This window comes from Sphingobacterium sp. Lzh-3 (assembly GCF_046764375.1).
Taxonomy (GTDB): domain Bacteria; phylum Bacteroidota; class Bacteroidia; order Sphingobacteriales; family Sphingobacteriaceae; genus Sphingobacterium.
The window spans coordinates 2,703,364-2,726,500 of sequence record NZ_CP177226.1; the positions used below are offsets into that span (position 1 = coordinate 2,703,364).

Here is a 23,137-nt window from a genome sequence, read left to right on the forward strand (position 1 = left end):
GTTGTGCTGCTGCTGACCGCTTTTTACCTGCAGATGCTACAAAATGACAGCGCCGTAATTCTGTGCTATTCTTCAGCTCAAATGAGTTAGTCTACCCGCACCAATAGCGGTAATTTTGGATAAACAAAAAATAAAACGATGAGCAAAATAGTTTTTATAACAGGAGCTTCCAAAGGATTTGGAAAATTATGGGCTGAGGCCTTACTTCAACGCGGCGACAAAGTTGCTGCCTCGGCAAGAAATATCGCTGCTCTTGCTGATTTGAAAGCCGTCTATGGCGACAGTCTCTTAGCAGTGGAATTGGATGTGAACAACCGTGAACATGTTTTTTCAGTTGTTAACAAGATCAAAGACCATTTTGGTCGCATCGATGTGCTGATCAACAACGCCGGATTTGGCTTATTTGGTACCACCGAAGAAACATCCGAGCAGCAGGCGCGTGATCAGATGGAAACGAATTTTTTCGGATCACTGTGGGTAGCGCAGGCGGTATTGCCGATTATGCGAGCGCAGAAGAGTGGTCACATTATTCAGGTTTCCAGCTTTCTTGGCCTGACCACGATTCCTTTATTGGGTTTATATAATGCGTCAAAATTTGCCGTAGAAGGGCTCATCGAAACAATCGGTTCGGAAACGGCGCACCTGGGCATTAAAACAACTTTGATTGAGCCCAACGGTTTTGCAACAGACTGGGCAGGAGCATCTGCGGTCCAGACTTCCTCGGATATTACAGACTACGAGCCTGTGCGTGCTGCCTTTGCAGCGACCGGCGATAATCCCGATACCTGGGGCAAGCCCGAGGCTACGGTAGCGCCAGTGTTAAATATCATCGATAGTGAAAATCCACCCAAGCGCATTTTGTTCGGTAAAATTGCCTATCAGGTCATTAACGATGTGTATACGCAAAGGCTCGAAGAGATCCAAGGCTGGAAAGAGGTCAGCATAGCCGCGCATGGACATTAAAAATCTCCAATCGGCTGGAATATTTTTTAACTTTGATAAAATGAAAACCGATGCAACATTATAGAACCCTGACAGAACTCCATCTGGGCAATCGTTGGGAAGCGCCACAGCATCCGCTCTTCAGCTTGGTCGGCTGTCTTTCGGACTGTAAACTGGGGGATAGGGAATTTACCGCCGACTGTTATGTAATCGCATTTAAAAAGATTAAATCCGGCAATTTGATGTACGGGCGTACGCGCTACGATCACGATAACGGTTGTCTCTTCTTCGCGAAACCCCGGCAGATCATCGAGATGAAAAACTTGGAGTTCGAAGAAAAGGGCTATATGTTGATGATCCACGAAGACTACCTGCATGGCCACGAACTTTACAAGGAAATTGAGAAATACAGTTTTTTCGATTATGAAGTGAACGAGGCCTTACATCTTTCCCCGAAAGAGGAGCAGCTAATTTTGGAGCTCTACGCAAAAATCCAGGACGAATACGATACTAATCCGGACGAATACAGCCGTGAAATTATGCTGAGCCATGTTTCCTCCATCCTGAAATATGCGCAGCGCTATTACAAAAGACAGTTTATCGATCGGGCGCAGGTCATCGGCAAAACAGCATCCAAGTTTAACGATCAGCTTCGGACTTATGTCAATCAGGGCCTGCTGGCAAAAAGCGGCCTGCCCAATGTGGCCTTTCTGGCCGATCAGCTCTTTGTGTCGCCACGCTACCTCAGTGACCTGCTCAAACAGGAAACGGGCAAAACGGCCATGGAGCTGATCCATATTTTTATGATCTCAGAAGCCAAGAACTTACTGCGCTTAGGGGAGAAAGGTGTTGCTGAAATTGCTTATGAACTTGGCTTTGAAAATCCATCGTATTTTACCCGGCTTTTTAAAAAGCAGACGGGGATGAAACCCCTGGAGTTTAGAAAGTCCCAGTTGAACTGATAAGTTGTAAGGTATTATAAGTCACAGGAAAATGAACGATTTTCTTGGGGCTTTTTCTTTATTTCAATCCTGCAACAGGTGGGAGCTTCCACCTGCTTTTTACCTATAAAATCACTTTTTGGAATGGACATGTCTCCGTAAACAGGCTGCCGTTACCGATACCGTATCATGGAGCAAATCGGAAACGGTACCTGTAAACACCACATTTCCGCCATACTTGCCGGCTCCGGGCCCAACATCGATAATCCAGTCCGCTTGGGCAATAACATCGAGGTTATGCTCGATAACGATCACCGTATTGTGGTTGTCCACCAGGTTATTGATAAAGTTTAATAGCTTTTCGGTATCGTTTGGATGTAAGCCGGTGCTGGGTTCATCCAGCACGATAATCTTGTTGGAATTCTTGAGTTCTTTGATCAGTTTGAGCCGCTGTCTTTCACCACCCGAAAAACTGTCTGAGCGTTGCCCTAAGGTAAGATAGCCCAGGCCGAGTTGGAGTAACATATCAAACGACTGTCGGTAGAGTTTGTCCGGGAAAAAATCATAGGCTTCTGCGACAGTCATATCCATCACTGCAACAATATTTTTATCATGGTAATGATAGGTTAAGACCGCTGGCTTAAAGCCAGAGCCACCACAGACCTCGCAGGTCTGTTCAATGTCATCCATAAAGGCCAGATCAATTTTTTCGATCCCGATACCTTTGCAGTTTTCACAGGCGCCGAGGCTATTCCGGCTAAAAAGCTTATCGGATACCTGATTTGCTTTTGAAAACAGGGTGCGTATCGCATCCGATAAGCCCAGGTAGGTCAATAGATTGGAGCGTGCGCCCGTTGAAAATAACGACTGGTCGATAATGGTGGCTTCGGGATAAAATTGGGGCAGCACTTTGTTGATCAGTGTGCTCTTGCCCGATCCCGCCACGCCCGTAACGACGGTCATCACCTTTTGGGGAATGCTTACATCGATGTCTTTCAGATTATGCAGATTGGCATGCTCGATTTCCAGGTATCCCTTTGCCGATCGTGGTTTATGATTAATTTGAGGCCGTTTGGCAAAGTACAAGCCTGTTTTTCCGGTGGATGTTTTTAGTCCCGCAACCGTGCCCTTATAGACAATTTCGCCGCCGTTTTTTCCCGATTCTGGCCCCATATCGATCACATGGTCGGCTATGCGGATCAAATCGGGGTCGTGCTCAACGAGTAAAACGGTATTGCCTTTATCCCGCAGCTGTTTAATAATCGCTGCGATATTCTGTAAATCCATCGGATGTAGTCCGATGCTCGGCTCGTCAAAAATATAAAGTAAATCCGTTAGGCTGCTCCCCAGGTTTCGGACCATTTTGATGCGCTGGCTTTCTCCGCCTGACAGCGTATCTGTTCTTCTGTCCAGGGTCAAATACTGTAAGCCGATGTTGACGATATGCTGCAGTTTCTTTTTCAGTTCGGTCAGAATAACATCAAAAGCGTTGGATGGTAATGATGTAATAAATTCCAACAGCTCATCGATCGAAAGGGCGGTACAGTCGGCGATGCTTTGGCCTGCTATTTTACAGGACAGAATTGTATCATTCAACCGTTTTCCCTGACATAGGGGACAAGTTTGGGTAACGATAATCGTGTTTAAAGCCTCTTTTCGGCTCATGATTTCCTTAGACTGCTTCTTGAGGAATGCTTTTTCAATGCGGGGGATAATACCCTCATATTGGACCGTTTTTCCCCATTCCGGATCGGGATGTTTGGGTCTGTGTTCGGCTGCATGCAAAAGCAGCTCCCATTCCTGCGGCGTGTAGTCGTTCAGTTTTTTATTGTTGTCAAAATAGCCTGACTGGGTGTAGCGCGTCAGGCGCCAGCCGCCCGGTTGGAAGGTGGGAAATCGGATAGCTCCCTCGTTCAACGATTTTTGTTTATCAATAAGGCGATCTACATCAATGGTCTGCACAATGCCCAGTCCTTCACAGGCCTTGCACATGCCTAGTGGATTATTGAATGAAAAAGCGCTTGAATAGCCTACAAAGGGTGTCCCCATGCGCGAGAAAAGCAGGCGTAAGGAAGCATATATGTCGGTAGCCGTTCCTACGGTCGAGCGTGCATTGCCGCCCAATCGTTTTTGATTGATAATGATAGGGACATTCAGGTTGTCTATTTTGTCCACATCGGGAACGCCGATGTGTTGCAGCCGGTTTCGGATAAAACTGCCCTGTGTTTCGCTGAACTGCCTTTGGGCCTCAGCACCTATGGTTTCGAAGACCAAAGACGACTTGCCCGATCCGGAGACCCCTGTAAAAACGGTAATCTTTTTCTTGGCGATCTGGAGAGAAATATTCTTGAGATTATTTTGTCGGGCATGTATGATGTGAATATGTTCCATAATCATTAACTTTGGTAATTATTAACTAAGTTAACTATTTTGTTGGCGATGAACAAAACCGAACAGAAATTTTATGAAGTGTTTACCGATTTACAATGCTTCATCTTAGCAAATATGAATAGGGGCGACATCAATGGTGTAACGGCTACGCACTATAATATCATCGAATATATTTACCGCCACGATCATTGTATCGTCAAGCAGATTGCACAGGCGTTTAACATAAGTCCGCCTGCTGTTTCCAAGCAGCTCAAATTTTTAATTGCGCATGATCTCGTCGAACAGCAACAGTCCTCGGCCGACCGCAGGATTTTCAACTTAAGTGTAACGGATAAAGGCCGGTTCATTATTGATAATTCGGAGAATTTTAGGGAAGCAGTGGCCAAAGAAGCTGCGAAAAGCTTGACGGAAGAGGATTTAAATAAGCTGACTGAAATGCTTAATAAGGTGTTGATGGCCTGCTCAACCCCGACATGCTGAGAAAATCATGAATCATTAACTTCGTCTTTTAACTTGCGTTTCAATTATAGTCCCTTTTGAAGCGCTGAGTAGGTCAGGTATATTTATGCTGTTTTAACTATTTCTTTTAACCACATCGATCATATGATCTAAATCAAATGGCTTTTCAATAAAGTCGTCGGCTTTACATTCGTCGGCGGTTTTTGCAATATCGCTATCTGTCGATGTCAGGACAGATGGAAGCTCTTCGGTATCTGGATCAGCTTTGAGTTCCTTGATCACTTCGGATCCCTTTTTACTTCCTTTAATATGGTCATCCACAATAAGAATGTCGGGGTCAATATCTGCAAGCTCTTCAATTGGTTCAGTCGTAAGCGATGGAATCACATCAAAACCCTCATCAACTAAGACCTCATCCATGATATTCAAGATATCTTCATTATCTTGAATAACTACAGCCTTCTTTTTTGTCATTTCTTTTGAAATTTATCGGATAAATATAGAAAAAAAAGCGAGTACAAAGAACAGGGGAGCGCGCAATTTTCAGTTCGAAGAAACAGAACAAAAGTGAGGCTATCCAAGAGCTGATTGCAATGTAGACTATTAGGGCGCTTAGGTCGTCGTTTTTGGCTAATTTTTTAACAAAAAAAAAACAGATAACATGAATGTTATCTGCTGAACTTAACTTAAAGAAGTTTTTAAACTTCCTACCTAATTATGCTATTCGCACATTAACTGCGTTAATGCCCTTTTTACCGTTTTCTAGATCGAATGTTACAGTATCGTTTTCACGTAAATGATTGATTAAACCTGACGAGTGTACGAAAACATCTTGACCGCCATCTGTTGGTGTAATAAAACCAAAACCTTTGGTGTCATTAAAGAATTTTACTGTTCCTTGTTGCATTGTATATATGTATTAAATTATGTATTTATTAGAACGCTTTTGCAGCATACCTTTCCTTTAACCATACGCGTTAGTAAAGGATAAATCGATCTGTCAACAAAAAATGAAGTTTGCAATTTTTCGTATTGATACTATCAATCTGAAAAAGGCAATTGACTTTATATGTTGATAACAAAATAGCAGCTGGAAAAACAAAGACTGAGAAGAAAGAGTAAACTCAAAAGTGTCAGAAGAAGTAGTGGCAGAAGCCTGATTATTATTCAAATGTAGTTATAAATTATTGAAAAACAAAGTTTTTTATTTTCTTCTGCCAATGTCAGTAAGCACTAGAGGCGAAAGAGTTGCCGCCGAATGCGGAGCTGATGCTTTTCTTGCAGAGCCATTTCAACTTGATGATCGCAATGATTCAGTAGAGAAAGTTATGTAAGCGTAGTTTTAGAATTTAAGGTTGGTTCAGGCCACTAGGCGATTGAATGAGTTAGAAATGCAGAAATAAGAAGCGGACCAAACTTAAGGATAGTTTGGTCCGCTAGGTTAAAAAAAATATGATGCTTTAATAATTCTTACGCATGTTTTTATTGTTATCCTGCTTTGTTATACGTTAGCTCAACGGTATTTTGAAACAATGCATGCTATTGATTGCGCATGGGATTATACCTTGATCAAACGCTATGAATGGCTTAACTGTAATTTTCCGATAAAGGGACGATTATCAATCGTCAGAATAGCTTCGTTAAGGGAATAGCATAGCTGGTAGCTTTCACTCAGTGTCTTTTTGTTAGCTTCTATTTTGTCTTTTTCAACCTTGTCGACAATCCAGGTTGGGTTTAACGGATCTGAATTAAATTTGGTGATTAATACGGTAAATCCTTCTTTCTGAGCACTGATTAAAGTGTCTTTTGTGATGTCTACTATTTTCATAGTGAGATAATATACGAAAAAAATACGAAACAGGATGTACTAAGTTTAAATGATAACCTGGTAGACTTGCGGACAATTTTAATAGAAATGTAGCTTCTTTTATGGATCCGGCGCTAAAATTGAAAAGTTTAGCGCCGGGAATATCCGCTGTGATGCAGATTGCAAAAAAAAATAAATGTAACTAAACTTTTTATCTTAATCTTATTTTCCATTGAGATGGTCGCGCACAAAATTTAGCCAATTGGAAGGATTAATGGTTTTATCAATAAATACGTCAGGTTGTAATCCGATGTCGTCTACAGGGAAGTCTGGAATACGATAACTTTTAGATAATCCATAGTACAGTTCAATATCGCCACAGGGTGATGTAACGATATTTACATTAGAGATATCAAGCATTCCTTTGGTTGTTCTACCGTACAATTTTACCTTTTTACTTTGCATGGCGGTCAATAGAAATTGCTCTGTCGTGCTCCCATTATTTTCATTGATAACGATCCCTATGTTCTTGGGATAAGGCTGAATGGTATCCATCTTGGTTATGTTTACTTTTTTATTGAATAAATCGACATACTCACCTTTATTGGCCTGCAATTTTTCGTAGTAGTTTTTGAACGTTTTTTTAGACTCCTCGTCAAAATCGGGGTTTTGACTCAGCTCCAACATGCGTTGATTATTTAAATCTGTCGAATAAAATAATGCACCTACGGTTCTAATCGGCTGCGTGTATAAGAAGGGGATAAGGCTACTATAACTCGCATCACTTCCGCCTGGATTATTTCTAACGTCAATAATAAAATTTTCGGTCGATAAGATGGTTGCTCGGTTGGCCAATATAAGGCTGTCAATTGCTTTTTTTTCGGATATTTCAAAATCAGGAATTCGGAGGTAAACCGTGTTTTCATTTATTTTTTCGAATAATGGCTTTGTGGCGTTTAATGGATTTAGATCCTTTTCAATAAGCTGCTTTTTTTGTTCGGTAACCTTTTCGCCTTTCTTTGTTTTTCCAATATAATTTACGCCGATATGTCCATTACGAAAGAAACGGATCCATTGATTGAGTAATGTAGCACATTCCTGATTATTGGACAAGTGTTTAACTTTTTCGAGATACATTTTATTGTGCAATTCATAGGCATCCCGGCCCTTTTTGCTGATGATGTATTGAAAACCGGCATCATTCTCTTCAAACGTTTTTTTTACCCACAAAAAATTGGATTCACAATTGCAGTTTTGAGCGAAATTTAAAATAGGTAAGCTTAGCAATAGCCATAAAAATAGGACGCGTGTGTTCAGGTGCATAATCAAAATTGTTAATAATTGTCGATTGCACAAATATAGAGTAATAATGGAAAATATACTCGTAACCGAACAAAAGATTATTCAGGATGTCAAGGCCCCATTTTTTGGCCATGATGGCATTAGAAAGTTTCTTCTCCTTACTCATCCCTCAGGCTGACAGCGGGGTTGATCAAGGCTGCTTTGATCGCATGATAGCTGATCGTGAGCAACGCTATTATCAGCGTTCCCATGCCGGCAGCAATGAAGATATCCCAGGTGATTTTGATACGGTAAGTATAGGCGCTGAGCATGTCATCGGCGATATAATAGGCTATCGGAAATGCGATCAGGCAAGAGAAAAGGACCAGTAGCACAAAATCTTGAGACAGCATCCTCATGATCTTAAAAGTAGAGGCTCCCAGTACTTTATGGATACCGATTTCCTTCGTCCGGTTCTCGGCTATATAGGCAATCAGGCCATATAAGCCAAGGCATGAAATAAAAATTGTCAATAGTGCGAAAAGACTCGAAAGTGTACCCAATTGTTGAAAATCTTTAAATTTTTCGGCGTACTTGCTGTCTACAAAGGAATATTCAAAAGGATAGTCGGGATTATATTCTTTAAAAATCTGCTCCATTGCAGCAATTGCTTCTGACGTATTCATATGGTCGTTTATGCGTATGTTCGTAACCTGAGTACCTGCATAAGCTCCCTGAATGACCATTGGAGTAATGGGACTGAAAGGCGATTCCTGAATAAAATCCTTGATAACTCCGACGATATGCCAATTCCTGCCATCGACAACCGTTTTGCCGATCGGATCATCAAAATTAAATGCTTTGGCGGCGGATTCATTAATAATCATCGCGGCAGAATCAGTTGGAAATTTAGCCAAATCAAAATCCCGCCCTGCAACTAATTGCAGCTCTGCCGTGTTGACCAAATTTTCATCGGCACCAATTCTGGTAAAAATGGTGTTATTATCTTTGGGCTTCCCTGCCCAGTCCATGTAGTTGCTGCTTCTGTTCTCTGTAAGGGGGGACGAAGTCCTTGAAATCTGTGTGGCAATACCGGAAGACAATAATTTATTTTTTATAAGTAATCTATTTTTGCTGATTTCTCCCTGATCGATAATACTAACCAACCTTTCCTTATTATATCCGATTTCTCTATTTTGAGCGTATTTGATTTGCCGATGGATGGATAATGTTGTTATGGTCAGGATGATAGCAATACAAAATTGGGAAATGACGAGGATTTTCCGAGGGTTAAATTTCTGTTGAATAGGAAGATATTTGCCTTTCAGTACTTTCGTCGGCAGGAAGGAAGACAGATAAAACGCGGGATAGCTCCCTGAAAGAATTCCGGTCACTAAAATAAATCCTGCAAACATTGCCCAGAAAAGGAGATCGTCAAATTGGATAGATAGCTTTCTGGAGACCAGATCATTAAAGTAGGGGAGCGCTATCAGTGTAATCAAAAGGGATAATAGGCTAGAAATGCATGAAATCACCATGGATTCAGTTAGGAACTGACCGACCAACATCTTTTTATTTGCACCGACGACTTTTCTGACACCTACTTCCTTCGCCCGTTTTTCGCTCTGGGCTGTACTTAGATTCATGAAATTAATGCAGGCAATAATAAGAATAAAACAAGCAATGGCGATAAATGATCGTACCATGCCAATTCGTTGCGAGCTCGGCTTTCCCTGCTCAGTAAAGTTGCTATAAAGCCATTTATCGCCGATAGGTTGAATAAAATTGGTTACTTTTGTATCGGTATGCTTTCTTAAGAAATATTTTATATTTGTTTCAAATTGGTCGACATTCGCGCTTTTATGCAGTTGTATGTAGGTCTGAATGGAATTATTTCCCCAATAGTCGTCGGAATAGCCTATTTTCTCCATTAATGTCCAGGGTACGAGATAAGTGCTTCCTTTCATAAACGAATTATCTGGCAAGTCTTCAATAATTGCAGACACAGCTGAAATTTGGGAGCTGTCCAATCGGATGGTCTTGTTGATCGGGTCGGAATGCCCAAATAATCTTTCAGCCAAAGATTTAGTGAGAACGATCTGGTTGGGATTTTTTAATGCCTCAAGGGGATTGCCTGCTATAACCTTGTAATCAAATATTTTTAAGAATGTGCTGTCTACGAAAACACCTTGTTCTTTTGCGAGTTTCGTTTCTTGATGGGTTAAAAGAAATCCAGTGCCCTTGTCCACTCTTGTAATCGCATTTATCTCAGGAAAGTCGGTTTTTAAAGCCGCAGCCATTGGCTTAGGCGTATAAAAATGTTCGACGGCTTCGCCTTCCCAGACATCTTTCATCCCTACTGCATAGATCTGATCGGTATTAGAATAAAAGCGGTCAAAGCTAAATTCGCTTTTTACCCATAGCATGATCAATATGGCAGCTGTCATTCCAGAAGCTAATCCTACACTATTTATCGTTGCAAAACCTTTATTCTTTGCTAAATGACGAAAGGCAATTTGAAAATAATTTGTAAGCATATGAAATTGTTATGGCTTAACGTTTGCTAATTCATTGCCAATAAAATAAAGTGTTGAAAATAAGTGGTTAAAGCGTTTTTTTATCATCAACAGCATGTTCGAAATCGAACGATCTTTGTTCGAATGCGGACAATTGAGGAAAGATTATTGAAGCTATGGATCAACTCAAAATTTTACTGACATGCAGGAACATCTTGGTTGCGTTATTTTACAGGTTTCATTAGAAATCCATCATAAATTGACTTTCCTAAAAATAAAACCTAATTTTGACTGATCAACAATAACTAAACCAGCAGATGAGTGTTACACATGTCCGACAATTGTTTACCCAACTTTACGAAGAAAATTGGGTGAAGTTGTATGTGCATGTGTTTCGAATGTTAGACGATCGTGACGAAGCCCGTGACATTGTACAGGAAATTTTCACGAATCTCTGGGACCGCATGGAGCGGCTTGAAATTGAACATTCTTATCAGGCGTATCTTTTTCGTTCGGCCCGTAATTTGGTCATCAATCGTATCGCCAGTCAGGATGTGGGCCGGAAATATGAACATTACCTGGAGCATGCCGCATCAACCGCTGAAATTATGCCCGACGAGTTGCTGCGGGAGAAAGAATTGGCCAGGCAGATCGACGAGGCCATAGAAAAGCTACCGCGGAAAATGGCTTTGATCTTCAAAAAAAGTCGATTCGAGCAGCGGAGTTATCGGGAGATCGCCGCAGAACTTGAGATCTCTGAACAGACGGTCAAAAAGCAGATTTACAATGCGTTGACGGTTTTGAGAAAAAAAATACGAACTATTTTCATTTTTTTCTACCACTAAAGGGGCACTATCCTGTCTTCTAAACGGTAAACAGGATAGAACCTATGAAACAACGATTATCGAAACAATTACTGCAGAAGTATCAGCAGGGGAATTGCAGCGCCGAGGAAATTGCACTTGTCGAAAGCTGGTACAATGAGCTTAGTCGTAAAAATAACGACAAAAATATCCCGGAACTGGATCTCGCTGCCGAAGACCGCTATTTCCAACAGCATATTTTTGGGTCCGAATTAAGGGCTAAAAGCCACCGGAGTGCCTATTTGAAGGTGGCTGCCAGTATTGTATTCTTTTTGCTGGCAGGTGCAGTGCTATACTTCTTTTCCCAGCCCCAACAATCGTCACAGCCACTGCCTTTTAGTGTCGGTCAATTCCAGGCCGATCTGCTGATCGGCAATGAAGTGGTTAGCCTGGACGAAAAGAAACCGTTTAGCCCGGCCTACATGGCGCAGGGGAAGGCGGATAACCTGGCGGTCAGGACCAAAAAGGGGCAAGAATTCAAAATGGAACTTCCCGATGGTACCACCGTATGGCTAAATGCCGACAGTAAGCTGGAAATAGGACCGGGATATGACGTCAACGAACGCTCGGTATTCCTGACGGGTGAAGCCTATTTTAAGGTGGCAAAAAATAAAGCCAAACCTTTTATTGTTCATGTCGGCAACACCAGCATTGAAGCCTTGGGAACCGCTTTCAACGTGAAGTTATACGCAAACGATAGTCAGCTCTTAACCACACAGCTCGACGAAGGTAAAATACGGGTCAGCAATGCGGGTCTTCAGGAGATTCTGCTACCGGGACAGTCGATCGAACTGAATGTGCTGAACGGTGCCTTCCAGAGAAAGCAGCAAAATACACAACAGGATGCTGCCAACTGGAAAGACGGTTACTTTGAATTTGACCAGACACCGCTTCCCGAGATTTTGGACGATCTTTCCCGTTGGTACAATTTTACCTATAGCCTGGCGCCCGTCTATAAAAACAAAGTCCTTAGTGGGAAAATCAGCAAAAAAGAGTCCTTTGAAGAAGTACTCAAAATATTACGGTTCGCCGGCATAAACTATACCATCGACAAGGACCGACTCGTCCTTGTTCCCTAACCAAACCCAAACAAACGCATTTTCAATCTAAATACCCTATGAAACAATCCGTAAAAACACTGCTATTGATGCTGATGCATGTCAATGGCTATGCCTTTAGCCAGCAGGCAGACAAGGCATCTGACCATGTTCAATTTAAACAGCTCGTCAAAACCATTGAGCAGCGCAGCGATTATCGCTTTGTGTATGATCCCCATGAAATTAACCCCGATCTGAATATTGATGTCAATTTAAACAACGCCAATATCCCCGAGCTACTTAAACAGGCATTCTCGGCTAAGGGCATCCGCTATCAAATCGTCAAAAACACCATCGTGCTCCAGGGGAAGGGGGTAGCAAAGGCGCTGCAGATGACCGTCTCCGGTCGGGTCAGCAATGCTTCCGGTGTAGCCCTTGAAGGGGTTAGTGTTCGGGTTAAAAACAAGATAGCCAGTACGGTCACCGATGCCAGTGGACGCTTTGGTTTAAATGGGCTGCAACAGGATGATATCTTACTTTTGAGTTATGTGGGCTACCGCAGCAAGGAAGTGAAGGTGGCCGACAAGGCCCTCATGGAAATAAGCCTTGAGCTAGATCCGGGCAACCTGGATGAAGTGGTGGTTATCGGTTACGGTACGTCTTCAATACGCAAAAATACGGGTTCGGTATCCAGCGTCACCAGCAGGGAGATCGAAACACAACCGGTACTGGATCCTCTGGCGGCCTTGCAGGGGCGCGTTGCGGGACTCAATATCGCATCCAATTCGGGCTTGCCGGGCAGCTCCTTTCAGGTGCAGCTGCGTGGTGTCAATTCTTTGAGCAATGGCAGCAGCCCGCTCTATATTATCGACGGTATTCCATTTTCGGACGAAAGCATGAATCAGTTTACCGCGGCCAATGGCAACCAAAGCCCGCTCAGCCTGCTCAACCCCAAGGATATTGAACGCATCGATGTGCTTAAAGATGCCGATGCGACTGCCATCTATGGCTCCCGGGGTGGGAATGGAGTAATCCTGATCACAACAAAAAAAGGAAATAAGGGCGGACTTAAAATAGACTTTAATGCCAATGTGGGTTCCGGTAAGGCCATCCGCAACTTGAAGATGCTCAATACGGAGCAATATTTGGAAATCCGGAAGGAGGGCTTTAAAAACGATAACTGGACGGCGACAGCAGATAATGCGCCGGATCTGCTCACCTGGGATCAGTCCGCCTACAGCGACTGGCAAAAGGAGTTTTATGGTGCATCGGCCCCTTTCTCGACCTATCAGCTGTCATTTTCGGGAGGAAACGAAAATACCCAATACCTGGCCAGTACCAATTTCAATCGTCAGGGTGATCCATTGCCAGGTAATAAAAATTATCAACGTGGGGGGGCGCTGTTGAACCTGTCTACGCAGTCCAAAGATCAACGATTTAAACTCAACAGCAGTTTCAACCTCAATCTGGACCGTAACAATACCGTGCCGACAGATATTGCCCAGTTTTATAACCTGGCGCCCAACTATCCGTTATATGATGAGAAGGGCGACTATTATTGGTTCCAGCAGAGTTTGCAGAACCCCGCCGCCTATATGGAGCGCTCGAGTGTTTCGAAATCAAAATCCCTGCTGGCCAACCTGTCTGCCGAATACGCGATCTTACCCGAACTGGTCGCTAAAATCAATGTAGGGTATAACCTCAAAAGCATGGACCAGACACGCCTGCTGCCCAATGCCGGATTTAATCCATTGACCAGCGCCGGCTCCACGGCTTCTTACGGCAATTCGGATTATCAGTCCTACATCGTTGAGCCGCAATTAAATTACAGTAAAACCTTTGGTAAACATGATTTTAAACTGCTTTTAGGTGGTACCTGGCAGCAAAGGGTCAGCGAAGGGAAATATATAGATGGCGGTAATTACCCAAGTGATTCCCAGCTAGGTAACTTGGCTGCCGCAGGTGTCATTGCGATCCGCAACAACCAATATGCAGATTACCGTTACCAGTCTGCATTTGGTCGTATCAATTATGCCTATGCCGACAAATATTTGTTGAATTTCAGTTACCGAAGAGATGGCTCTTCCCGCTTTGGGCCCAACAATAAGTACGGTAATTTTTGGTCGATCGGTGCAGCCTGGGTGTTCAGTAGCGAAGAATTTCTACAGGATCAGTCTATCTTGAGCTTCGGGAAGCTTCGTGCCAGCTGGGGAGTGACGGGCAACGACCAGATCGGCGATTACCAGTACCTGGATACCTGGGGAACGGGCTTTGCGTACCAAGGCATCACGGGGCTTTATCCGACACGGGTGTTTAACCCCAATTTTGGATGGGAAGAAATTAAAAAGAAAGAACTGGGGCTCGACCTGGGCTTTTTCAGGGACCGTATCTTCCTAACGGCCAATTATTATAACAATAGATCGGATAATCAGCTGATCAATATCGTGCTCGCACCGCAGACGGGCTATAATTCTTATTTTGGTAATACCCCCGCACTGATCGAAAATAAGGGCTTGGAGTTAGAGCTGAGCAGCGTGAATATCCAAAAGGAAAAGTTCAGCTGGAAAACCAATTTCAATATCACTTTTCCATCCAATACCCTGCTGGAATATCCGGGGCTTGCAAGTAGCAGTGATGCGAGGCGATACATCATTGGCGAGTCTACCCGTATCGTCCGTGGATTTCAGTTTACGGGAGTGGATCCGCAAACCGGGGTTGCTCAATTCCGGGATGTGGATGGTGACGGGAAAATTACGGATTTCAACGATTACGTAACCTTGGGATCCCTGCTGCCCAAGTACTATGGTGGTATCGGCAATAATCTGAATTATGGCGATGTGAGCCTTGGATTCCTATTTCAGTTTGTCAAACAGGAGGGACCATCCATTGGATATGGTCCACAGGCAACAACCATTGGCGGATTGGGCAATCTGGATGAATATATGTTGAGCCGTTGGCAGCAGCCCGGAGATGTGACGGATGTGCCACGCGCTACCGCCAACAGCGCCAACGAAGCTAACCTGGCTTACCGCAATTACTACCGCTATTCTTCGGCCGTATGGGACGATGCTTCTTTTATCCGCTTAAAAAATGTATCGCTCAGTTACGATATCTCCAAATGGGCAAAGAAGATCAATATGAGCCGCGCTGTGGTACAGTTCAATGCCCAGAACCTCTTTACCTGGACAAGCTTCAGAGGTATGGATCCCGAGATGCCTGGTTTTGACCGTACCTATCTCTCGGATGTCAATCCTTTTGGTTCGGTACGGAACAGCGCTACACCATCCATGCGTACCTATACATTTGCGGTACAGCTCACTTTTTAATGATCATAAAACTAAAGACTTATCCCATGAACAAATATATCATCTACAGCCTTTTTGCGACACCACTGCTTAACATCTCCTGCAATAAATTTCTGGCCGTCGACCCACCCAAGACGGAAGTGGCGGCAGCGTCGGCTTTCAGTGACGAAAAGACGGCCACAGCAACCGTGGGCGGACTCTATACCAGTATGAACAACTACAATAACCAGTTCGCCAGTGGACTGATGAGCATTGTACTGTCCAGCCTGGCCGACGATTATAACTCAGCCTTTACAAGCTACGATGAGTACAAATACAATAAACTGAGCCCGGCAACCTCGTATCTTGATCGGCTCTGGTCGCAACCTTATAGCTATATCAACCACAGCAATAAGATTATCGAGGGGCTTGAGGCTTCGGCGCTCAGCAGTACGGTCAAGGCACAGCTATCGGCCGAGGCCCGTTTTACACGGGTATTCAATTACTTTTACCTGAGCAACCTCTTCAATAAAGTGCCCCTCATCACGGATACCAAGGATCTGGAAACCAACAACCGAAAAGGTCCGGCCTCTAGGGAAGAGCTCTATGCTTTCATGGTGGATGATCTACAGAAAGCTGCTGTCGATATTGCGGATGCCTATCAGGGCAATGAGCGTACCCGCCCCAATAGAAAAGCAGTTGACGCGCTATTGGCCAGAGTATATCTGTATCATGGGGACTGGGCCAATGCCGAAGCGATGGCCGACAAAGTCATTGCTGATAATCGGTATGAACTGTCGCGGGACCTCAATACGGTTTTTTTGAAAACGAGCAAAGAGGCGATCTGGCAGCTGCAGACCGTTAATCTTTCTACTGCCGGGGTCAACACCTGGGAAGGTTTCAGCATCGTTCCGGCAGTAGCTACAGCTCGGAGTTACTATCAGGTGTATGATGCCACGGTAGCGGCCTATGAAGAGAACGATTTACGCAAAGCGATGTGGTTAAAGCCTTATGTCGTAAGTAATAAGACGCTTTATATGCCGTATAAGTATAAGGTGCGCACGGGCGCACCTGTGACCGAATACAATACCGTGCTGCGCCTTGCCGAGCAGTATCTGATCCGTGCAGAAGCGCGGCTAAACCAGAATAAGTTGCCGGCGGCACTACAGGATATCAATCAGATCCGCGAACGTGCAGGCCTTGCTGCGTTGCCACAAACGATGGACAAGCCGAGCATTGCCCTGGCACTCGAAAAGGAGCGGCAGCTAGAACTGCTCGGTGAATGGGGCCACCGTTGGTTTGACTTGGTGCGCACAAACAGGGCCCTGCCTGTACTTTCAAAGGTCAAAACAGACTTTAGTGAAAGCGATGCCAAAATACCGATCGCCAGTGCTATTCTAATTACAAATGCTAACCTCCAACAGAATGATTAAGCTATTCAAATACGCATTGCTGCTGTGCCTGCTACAGGCAAACCTGCTGTTGCAGGCACAAGTGAGCATTTTGCCGCAAAAAGCAGCGGCCGGTGATACCGTGACCATCAGCTTTGATGCAAGTAAATCTGCTGCTTCCCAGACGGAAGGGCCATTTTTCGTGGATTTCAACTATTCAAATTTTTACGAATTCCCGAGCCGCATGCCCATGCAACAAGAAGGTGGAATCTGGCGGGTGCGTTTTAAACTGCCCGCCTACGCCAACTTTTCCTGCTTTACGATCGCCGACAAAGACAAGAAATTCGTACAGCAGGCAAGCGATAGCAGTCAGTATGAGATCTACGTCTATAAGCAGGGGAAACTGATTGCTGGCAATTACCTTGGGAAATCATACAGTGTACCGGTTCAGGATAAAACCTCGGATCATATCCTGGCTACCCAGGAATATTACCTCAAAAAAGAGCTGAGTCTGTATCCCGACAATTACGAAGCACAGCTCCGGCTGATCGTGCTACAGATGAAAAACGCTGGTCCGGCCAAGCAGGGGCGGCTGTTGAAAAAGGGCTTGGCCGTAGTGGAAAAGAAATTCAGAAGCAATCCGCTCTTTGAAGGAAACCTCAACAAGGTGACGATGGGCTATCTGATACTCGGGCAGAACCAAAAAGTGGATTCGATCCGCCAGGTGGTGATCAACGAGTTTCCCAACAAGAAGATCGGAATAAGTTATCGGCTCAATAAGTTGTTCCGCGAGCAGGATTCTACCGCCGTGGTCGCCAAGATCGGGCAGCTTCTTTCGCTCAAGACGGCCGATAATGAGGCGGCCTATGGCAGCGCCTATGAATATCTTTTTAGCTACTATGTGCAGCACCGCGACAGCGTACAAGCCAAGAAATACCTCCCGCTGATTACCCGTTGGGAGCAGGATCCCTACAAATGGCGCGCCTACAATCAGTATGTGCAGCTGCTCTTAGCGCATAAGCTGATGCTGCAGGATGCGTCCAAACTCAATCTGTATCTACTTGACAGTGTTGCAGCCTATCCTGTGAGTTTAATACGCTATTTCCCTGAAACGGGCTATCTGGTGGCCCATGATCCGGCCAAGGCGGACAAGCTTAGTGCGGTGAAAGCAGAAATTATGGCCAATCAGGGACTTATCGCCGCTCAGCTAAACCAGCCCCAAGCGGCCCGAGACTGGTTTGCCAAAAGTATCCCTACACTCCAATCGGCGGCACTGCTGCGGGCGGTGGCCATGCAGTATCAGCAGTGGAATGATCCAAACAGTGCTATACCCGTATTGGAGGCAGCCTATCGTTATGCTCCTTTTGACCCAGTGATCAGGCAGCTTCTCGACAAAGCGATCCTTAAAAACGGAATGGACAATGCTGCCGAACGGCAAGCTTATTTTAGCAAGCTTGACAAGCAATGGAAACAAGGATATTACCAGGACTTCCAGAAAATCATCGGCAATACGCCATTTCCAGAAGACATCAGCATAGTTGATATGGATAAGAAACCTTTGCTCAAAGCGGATCTCACGGACAAGATTGTCATCATTGATTTTTGGGCAACCTGGTGCAAGCCCTGCATCGCTTCATTTCCCTATTTGCATCAGGTGTACAAAAAATATGCAGATGACCCGCAGGTGAAGTTCGTGATACTCAATTCGGGCAGTGGAAACAGCTGGGACGATGCCTACAAATGGGCAAAGGCCAATCCTGAATTTGACTTTCCATTTTATTACAACCAAGATAAAAAGCTCAGTAGTAAACTGGATATCACATCCATTCCGACAACATTGATCCTGGACAAAAAGGGGAACATCCGTTTTCGAAAGGTGGGATTTGAAGGTGAAAAGCTACTGCAGAGCCTCGATGCCATGATCGAATACCTGAAAGAACTGGAGCACTAATTTGTTGGATTCCATGTAGCTGTTCGCAAATGTGCTGTTTCATTGAGATAGTAATACGACAACATCAATGAAACAGCAATTGCTTATATCATATCGATCACAACCCCATAAATTTAAAAGGTTGTACTTTTTTTAGGTGTTCATTACTCAATCCCGTATAGGTTTTGTTCTGTTCAACATCAAGTTTAAGAACCTGACCTTTTTCGCTCAGATCCAGATCTTTTAGATTGATCCAAAAGGTACCCGGAGTGGTTACTGTTTCAAAATAGTAAACCAAATTTTTGTGATCTGCTACAGAACGCCAACGTGTCGTCGAGATATTGGGTTCTTCCTTGGAGGAAATTCCATAAGGAACAGAACAGTTGCGAATTACACTAAACACACTTGCAACGGATTTCCTCACGTCATCGGTCTGTGGAATTGCATCAATATAAAAGGAAGCACGCACAAATCGGTCTGCCGCACGGTTGGTACCAGGCAACATGATGGTACCTGGAATTCCCCGCCAATAATTATTGAGTGCCAGCTGCTCTTCAAAGATCGGCGAGTTTGTCATCACGACGTATTTCGGGTCGTGATGTATCACAAGTTTTCCGTTAATGTATTCAAATATGGCATTGTCGCCAGATTTATCGGATAATGATAAATGGAGTGTCGTAAACCGTTCTGTACCCGGAATATAGTCGCTGACTAAGACAAAAGGTTCGCTTTTAAGAGCATCTACGGCCTCTGCTACCGAAGCATAGTTATCTAATATATACTGTGCCCAAGCGGCAATGGTCAATCCGGGCTTCTGTCCTTTTGGATCGAATTTAGGGTATTGGGACTCGGCTAGCCAAAGGACATTGGCTACAAGACCAGCCTCATTCAAACCATCCGTAGTGGCCATGTCCCAGGCACTCGCAATGACACTGCCATATTTTGAAGTCCATTTGACGGAAAGGGGGCCCACTTCTCCATTTCTTTTCATCCCTTTTGGAAACACCCACAAATTAACAGGTATTTCATCCCGCCAGTCCATACTTCGGGCGGTAAGAACAGTTTGATTGGGACCTTTATATACAACGCGTGTGCATGCATCGGTTTTGCGATAGACAAAACAAAAAATCAGCATTAAAACAATTAAGATTCTTTTCATTTTCTTAAATTTATATGATTAAAATGTATTCCTATGTTGGTCTATAATCCCGTAGCTCAATTCGCCTGCTGCTACATTTAACTTATTTAAGTCTATTTCTGTTAATTGGGAAAATTATTATTGCCATAATAACTAATTTTCCCCTCTTTTGTTTGTCCTAAGCGTCAAATTTTGGGTAGCTTAATATTAAATTAACACTGGAGAATAATAATCTTCGTAATTGTACTCTTGGCCGCCATTCGCGACGATAATAGGGCATGCCGAAGAAAATATAATCCTTTATTCGCCCGCTACAGCTGAAGTATATTTATATCATTTGGCTGGGCCTGAATGTGGGCACGTAATAGGATAGAAAACAAGTTTGAAAAGTATTGTCTTGGTAGTCACTTTGTTAATTTAGCTTAATTTTTGTTAAATCGAATCTTCCTGTAGGCTAACATAGTTAAATAATTCGTTATTTAGGTATAAATGGAAACACGATGATGTCCGATTTTAAAAAAAATATGCACTTGGCAAATCGCGCCGGATTTGGGATGAGCCTACAGCAGATTACCGTTTTTGAACAGCAGTCTACCGCAGTCCTCTGGAAGCAATATGCTCAGGAACATGAATTTCATCCCATCAGTTTCAATACGGAGCAGACCAACGTCGACTACACGGCGCTTTCCAAGTTGAATGCAGCAGACAAAAAGCAGGTACAACAGCTCAATCGAAAGCGTAATATTGAGATCAACCTTAATTTCCTGAATGAAATGGTGCATAGCGAAGATCAGCTCAGGGAGAAGATGGCCTTTTTTTGGCACGGCCATTTTGCAAGCCGGGTTATCAACTCCAATTTTAGCGCCCATATCCTCAACGAAATCAGAAAAAATGCGCTTGGAAGTTTTCGGGATCTGCTGTTTGCCGTTTCCAAAGCTCCGGCTATGCTCAATTTCCTCAACAACCAGCAGAATAAAAAAGACCATCCCAATGAAAACTTTGCCCGGGAAGTGATGGAACTCTTTACGATGGGGCGTGGCAACTATACGGAATCGGATGTGAAGGAAGCTGCGCGTGCATTTACGGGCTGGTCATACGATAAGGATGGCCAGTTCTTGGTGCGTAAAAAGTTTCATGACTCCGGCAGCAAAACATTTTTGGGGAAAACCGGAAATTTCGACGGTAATGCTATCCTGGATATTATCTTGGAGCAGCCCGCTACGGCCCGTTTTATCACCGAAAAGCTCTACCGTTTTCTGGTCAACGAACAAGTGGATCAGGACATCGTCGACACGCTGAGTAAAGATTTCTTCGATTCAGGATATGATATCAGGCGGTTGCTAGACCGTGTATTTACGGCAGACTGGTTTTACGACTCCAAAAATGTGGGCAACAAAATAAAGTCACCGATAGAACTCATGGCTGGTATTATGCGTATGCTGCCCATGGAGATCGCGAACCCTGAAAACCTGATTGTTTATCAAAAGCTGCTGGGGCAGATGCTCTTGTATCCGCCGAATGTGGCGGGATGGCCATCGGGAAAAGCCTGGATCGACAGCTCTACCTTATTGCTCCGGATGCAACTACCGCAGATATGGACCGGCCTGCGGCCGCTGGATCTTGACGCGCAGAATGACGACGACCTTGATATGGGGATGAAGCAGTCGCGGGCCATGGCTAAAGCCTATAAAAACCCAAAAATTTCCATTGACTGGGCTGGGGTCGAGGCTGTATTTGCCGATCGGGATCCCTTTGAGCTCCTGCTGCAGCAGCAACCTTCCTTTGGTAAGGCACTGCGCGATAGCTACGCTGGGGGAAGCCGCCGTAGGACTATTATTGAAGTAATGAGTATCCCCGAATATCAACTCTGTTAATCGTAATAAGAAAGCCATGATCATCAAAAGACGCCAATTTCTCAAAGCAGGTTCACTTGCAACAGCATCACTGCTGCTGCCCAATTTCTTAAAAGCCATGTCCTTGCCTGAAGCACTGGAAAGGGGACAAAAGGTGTTGGTCATCTTGCAGCTTAGTGGCGGCAATGATGGGCTGAATACCATTGTTCCGATACGCAATGATATTTATTTTCGGGAAAGGCAGACGATTGCGGTCGATAATGCACTAACGCTCACAGATGAAGCAGGTATTCATCCGGCTTTACCTTTTTTCAAGACACTTTATGATCGTGGCGAACTGGCCGTACTCAACAATGTCGGCTATCCTGATCCCAATAAATCGCATTTCCGCAGCATGGATATATGGCATAGTGCGAGCCGAAGCGACGAGTATCTGGAGAGCGGCTGGATAGGTCGCTACCTCGACCAGGCCTGTTACGACTGCGGTCATCCGACGCAGGCGCTCGAAGTGAATGATATGCTGAGCCTTGCCCTCAAGGGAAAACAGAAAAAAGCGTTCGCGTTTAAAGACCCCAAGAAGCTTTATCAGACCAGCCGTGAAGAGTACTTTAATACACTCTATCAGGAACATAAGCATCAGCATGAAGAAGAAACAGTAGCCTATCTGTATCAGACCCTGGGTGATACGATCAACAATGCCGACTATATTTTTGAACAGAGTAAAGCCAGGAAGACCGCAGCAGCGTACCCCGATTCGGTGCTTGGAAAGGATCTGAAGACGGTATCGTCGTTGATTAAATCAGATATCAATACACAGGTATATTATCTGCAGATCGGTAGTTTTGATACGCATATCAATCAGCAGCAGCGGCAGGAGAGCTTATTCCACACCATCAACGATGCCGTGGAGGCGTTTGTGGACGACCTCAAGAAAAATGGTCTTTTTCAGCATGTCATGCTGATGACCTTTTCGGAGTTTGGTCGCAGGGTGGCCCAGAATGCCAGCAATGGCACAGACCATGGTACGGCCAACCAACTTTTTTTTCTATCCGGAGGATTGAAAAAACAGGGCCTGCTCAACGCGCTGCCCGACCTGACCCAGCTCAATGAGGGGGATCTCCAGTATACGGAAGATTTTCGAAAAGTATATGCTACACTATTGAAAAAATGGCTCGATGCAGATTCAGCCAAAATATTGGGTTGGAAAAATGGGATTTATGATTTTATTTAAAAAACACCTTCTTATGAGTAGGTATTTATACGCTTTTTTTTTCGATAAATAGTTTTATACCTGAATTGTGTGA

General features: G+C 44.2%; 17 protein-coding genes. 10 read left to right on the forward strand and 7 right to left on the reverse strand.

Going from position 1 to position 23,137, the window contains the following annotated elements:
* The first annotated feature begins 138 nt into the window (after positions 1–138).
* Together ACLCDV_RS11115 and ACLCDV_RS11120 are read left to right on the forward strand one after the other, a co-directional pair.
* The gene (locus tag ACLCDV_RS11115) at positions 139–963 is read left to right on the forward strand and encodes an SDR family NAD(P)-dependent oxidoreductase (RefSeq protein WP_411973710.1); all 825 of its coding nucleotides are present in this window, start codon (positions 139–141) and stop codon (positions 961–963) included.
* Between the two features lie 50 nt (positions 964–1,013).
* On the forward strand, positions 1,014–1,904 hold the full coding sequence (locus ACLCDV_RS11120; protein ID WP_411973711.1) for a helix-turn-helix domain-containing protein: 891 nt from the start codon (positions 1,014–1,016) through the stop codon (positions 1,902–1,904).
* A 111-nt stretch (positions 1,905–2,015) separates the two neighbouring features.
* On the opposite strand, the gene ACLCDV_RS11125 is transcribed toward ACLCDV_RS11120, so the two are convergent.
* Positions 2,016–4,274: an ATP-binding cassette domain-containing protein gene (locus ACLCDV_RS11125; RefSeq protein ID WP_411973712.1), complete on the reverse strand. Its 2,259-nt coding sequence runs from the start codon at positions 4,272–4,274 to the stop codon at positions 2,016–2,018.
* 48 nt (positions 4,275–4,322) lie between these two features.
* On the opposite strand from ACLCDV_RS11125, the gene ACLCDV_RS11130 reads away from it, so the two are divergent.
* Positions 4,323–4,754 (forward strand): MarR family winged helix-turn-helix transcriptional regulator, encoded by a 432-nt coding sequence (locus ACLCDV_RS11130; RefSeq protein WP_411973713.1) that lies wholly within the window; start codon positions 4,323–4,325, stop codon positions 4,752–4,754.
* A gap of 93 nt (positions 4,755–4,847) precedes the next feature.
* Here ACLCDV_RS11130 and ACLCDV_RS11135 read toward each other — a convergent pair whose 3' ends face one another.
* The 5 genes from ACLCDV_RS11135 to ACLCDV_RS11155 form a co-directional block, all read right to left on the reverse strand.
* Complete coding sequence (locus ACLCDV_RS11135) at positions 4,848–5,207, reverse strand: response regulator (RefSeq protein ID WP_411973714.1); 360 nt, start codon at positions 5,205–5,207, stop codon at positions 4,848–4,850.
* A 241-nt stretch (positions 5,208–5,448) separates the two neighbouring features.
* Complete coding sequence (locus ACLCDV_RS11140; protein WP_411973715.1) at positions 5,449–5,640, reverse strand: cold-shock protein; 192 nt, start codon at positions 5,638–5,640, stop codon at positions 5,449–5,451.
* Positions 5,641–6,309: 669 nt separating this feature from the next.
* Positions 6,310–6,561 carry a hypothetical protein gene (locus tag ACLCDV_RS11145; RefSeq protein WP_411973716.1) on the reverse strand — a complete coding sequence of 84 codons (252 nt, stop codon included), beginning with the start codon at positions 6,559–6,561 and terminating at the stop codon, positions 6,310–6,312.
* Positions 6,562–6,762: 201 nt separating this feature from the next.
* Complete coding sequence (locus tag ACLCDV_RS11150; RefSeq protein ID WP_411973717.1) at positions 6,763–7,863, reverse strand: S41 family peptidase; 1,101 nt, start codon at positions 7,861–7,863, stop codon at positions 6,763–6,765.
* A gap of 137 nt (positions 7,864–8,000) precedes the next feature.
* On the reverse strand, positions 8,001–10,358 hold the full coding sequence (locus tag ACLCDV_RS11155) for an ABC transporter permease (RefSeq protein ID WP_411973718.1): 2,358 nt from the start codon (positions 10,356–10,358) through the stop codon (positions 8,001–8,003).
* Between the two features lie 296 nt (positions 10,359–10,654).
* On the opposite strand from ACLCDV_RS11155, the gene ACLCDV_RS11160 reads away from it, so the two are divergent.
* Genes ACLCDV_RS11160 through ACLCDV_RS11180 form a run of 5 tightly spaced genes read left to right on the forward strand, consistent with a single transcriptional unit; the run spans position 10,655 to position 18,863 of the window.
* Entirely contained in the window at positions 10,655–11,182 is a 528-nt protein-coding gene (locus ACLCDV_RS11160; RefSeq protein ID WP_411973719.1) for an RNA polymerase sigma-70 factor, read from the forward strand.
* Positions 11,183–11,226: 44 nt separating this feature from the next.
* A complete protein-coding gene (locus ACLCDV_RS11165) occupies positions 11,227–12,279 on the forward strand; it encodes a FecR family protein (RefSeq protein ID WP_411973720.1) in 1,053 nt (350 codons plus the stop codon).
* Positions 12,280–12,317: 38 nt separating this feature from the next.
* Entirely contained in the window at positions 12,318–15,563 is a 3,246-nt protein-coding gene (locus ACLCDV_RS11170) for a TonB-dependent receptor (protein WP_411973721.1), read from the forward strand.
* Positions 15,563–16,954, forward strand: coding sequence for a RagB/SusD family nutrient uptake outer membrane protein (locus tag ACLCDV_RS11175; protein ID WP_411973722.1), 1,392 nt, complete (start codon positions 15,563–15,565; stop codon positions 16,952–16,954). The genes ACLCDV_RS11170 and ACLCDV_RS11175 overlap by 1 nt, the downstream gene beginning before the upstream one ends.
* The gene (locus ACLCDV_RS11180; protein ID WP_411973723.1) at positions 16,947–18,863 is read left to right on the forward strand and encodes a thioredoxin-like domain-containing protein; all 1,917 of its coding nucleotides are present in this window, start codon (positions 16,947–16,949) and stop codon (positions 18,861–18,863) included. Before ACLCDV_RS11175 ends, ACLCDV_RS11180 begins: the two co-directional genes overlap by 8 nt.
* Positions 18,864–18,960: 97 nt before the next feature.
* On the opposite strand, the gene ACLCDV_RS11185 is transcribed toward ACLCDV_RS11180, so the two are convergent.
* Entirely contained in the window at positions 18,961–20,001 is a 1,041-nt protein-coding gene (locus ACLCDV_RS11185; RefSeq protein ID WP_411973724.1) for a linear amide C-N hydrolase, read from the reverse strand.
* A 479-nt stretch (positions 20,002–20,480) separates the two neighbouring features.
* On the opposite strand from ACLCDV_RS11185, the gene ACLCDV_RS11190 reads away from it, so the two are divergent.
* Together ACLCDV_RS11190 and ACLCDV_RS11195 are read left to right on the forward strand one after the other, a co-directional pair.
* Entirely contained in the window at positions 20,481–21,854 is a 1,374-nt protein-coding gene (locus tag ACLCDV_RS11190; RefSeq protein WP_411973725.1) for a DUF1800 domain-containing protein, read from the forward strand.
* Positions 21,855–21,870: 16 nt separating this feature from the next.
* On the forward strand, positions 21,871–23,064 hold the full coding sequence (locus tag ACLCDV_RS11195; RefSeq protein ID WP_411973726.1) for a DUF1501 domain-containing protein: 1,194 nt from the start codon (positions 21,871–21,873) through the stop codon (positions 23,062–23,064).
* Positions 23,065–23,137 lie beyond the last annotated feature (73 nt).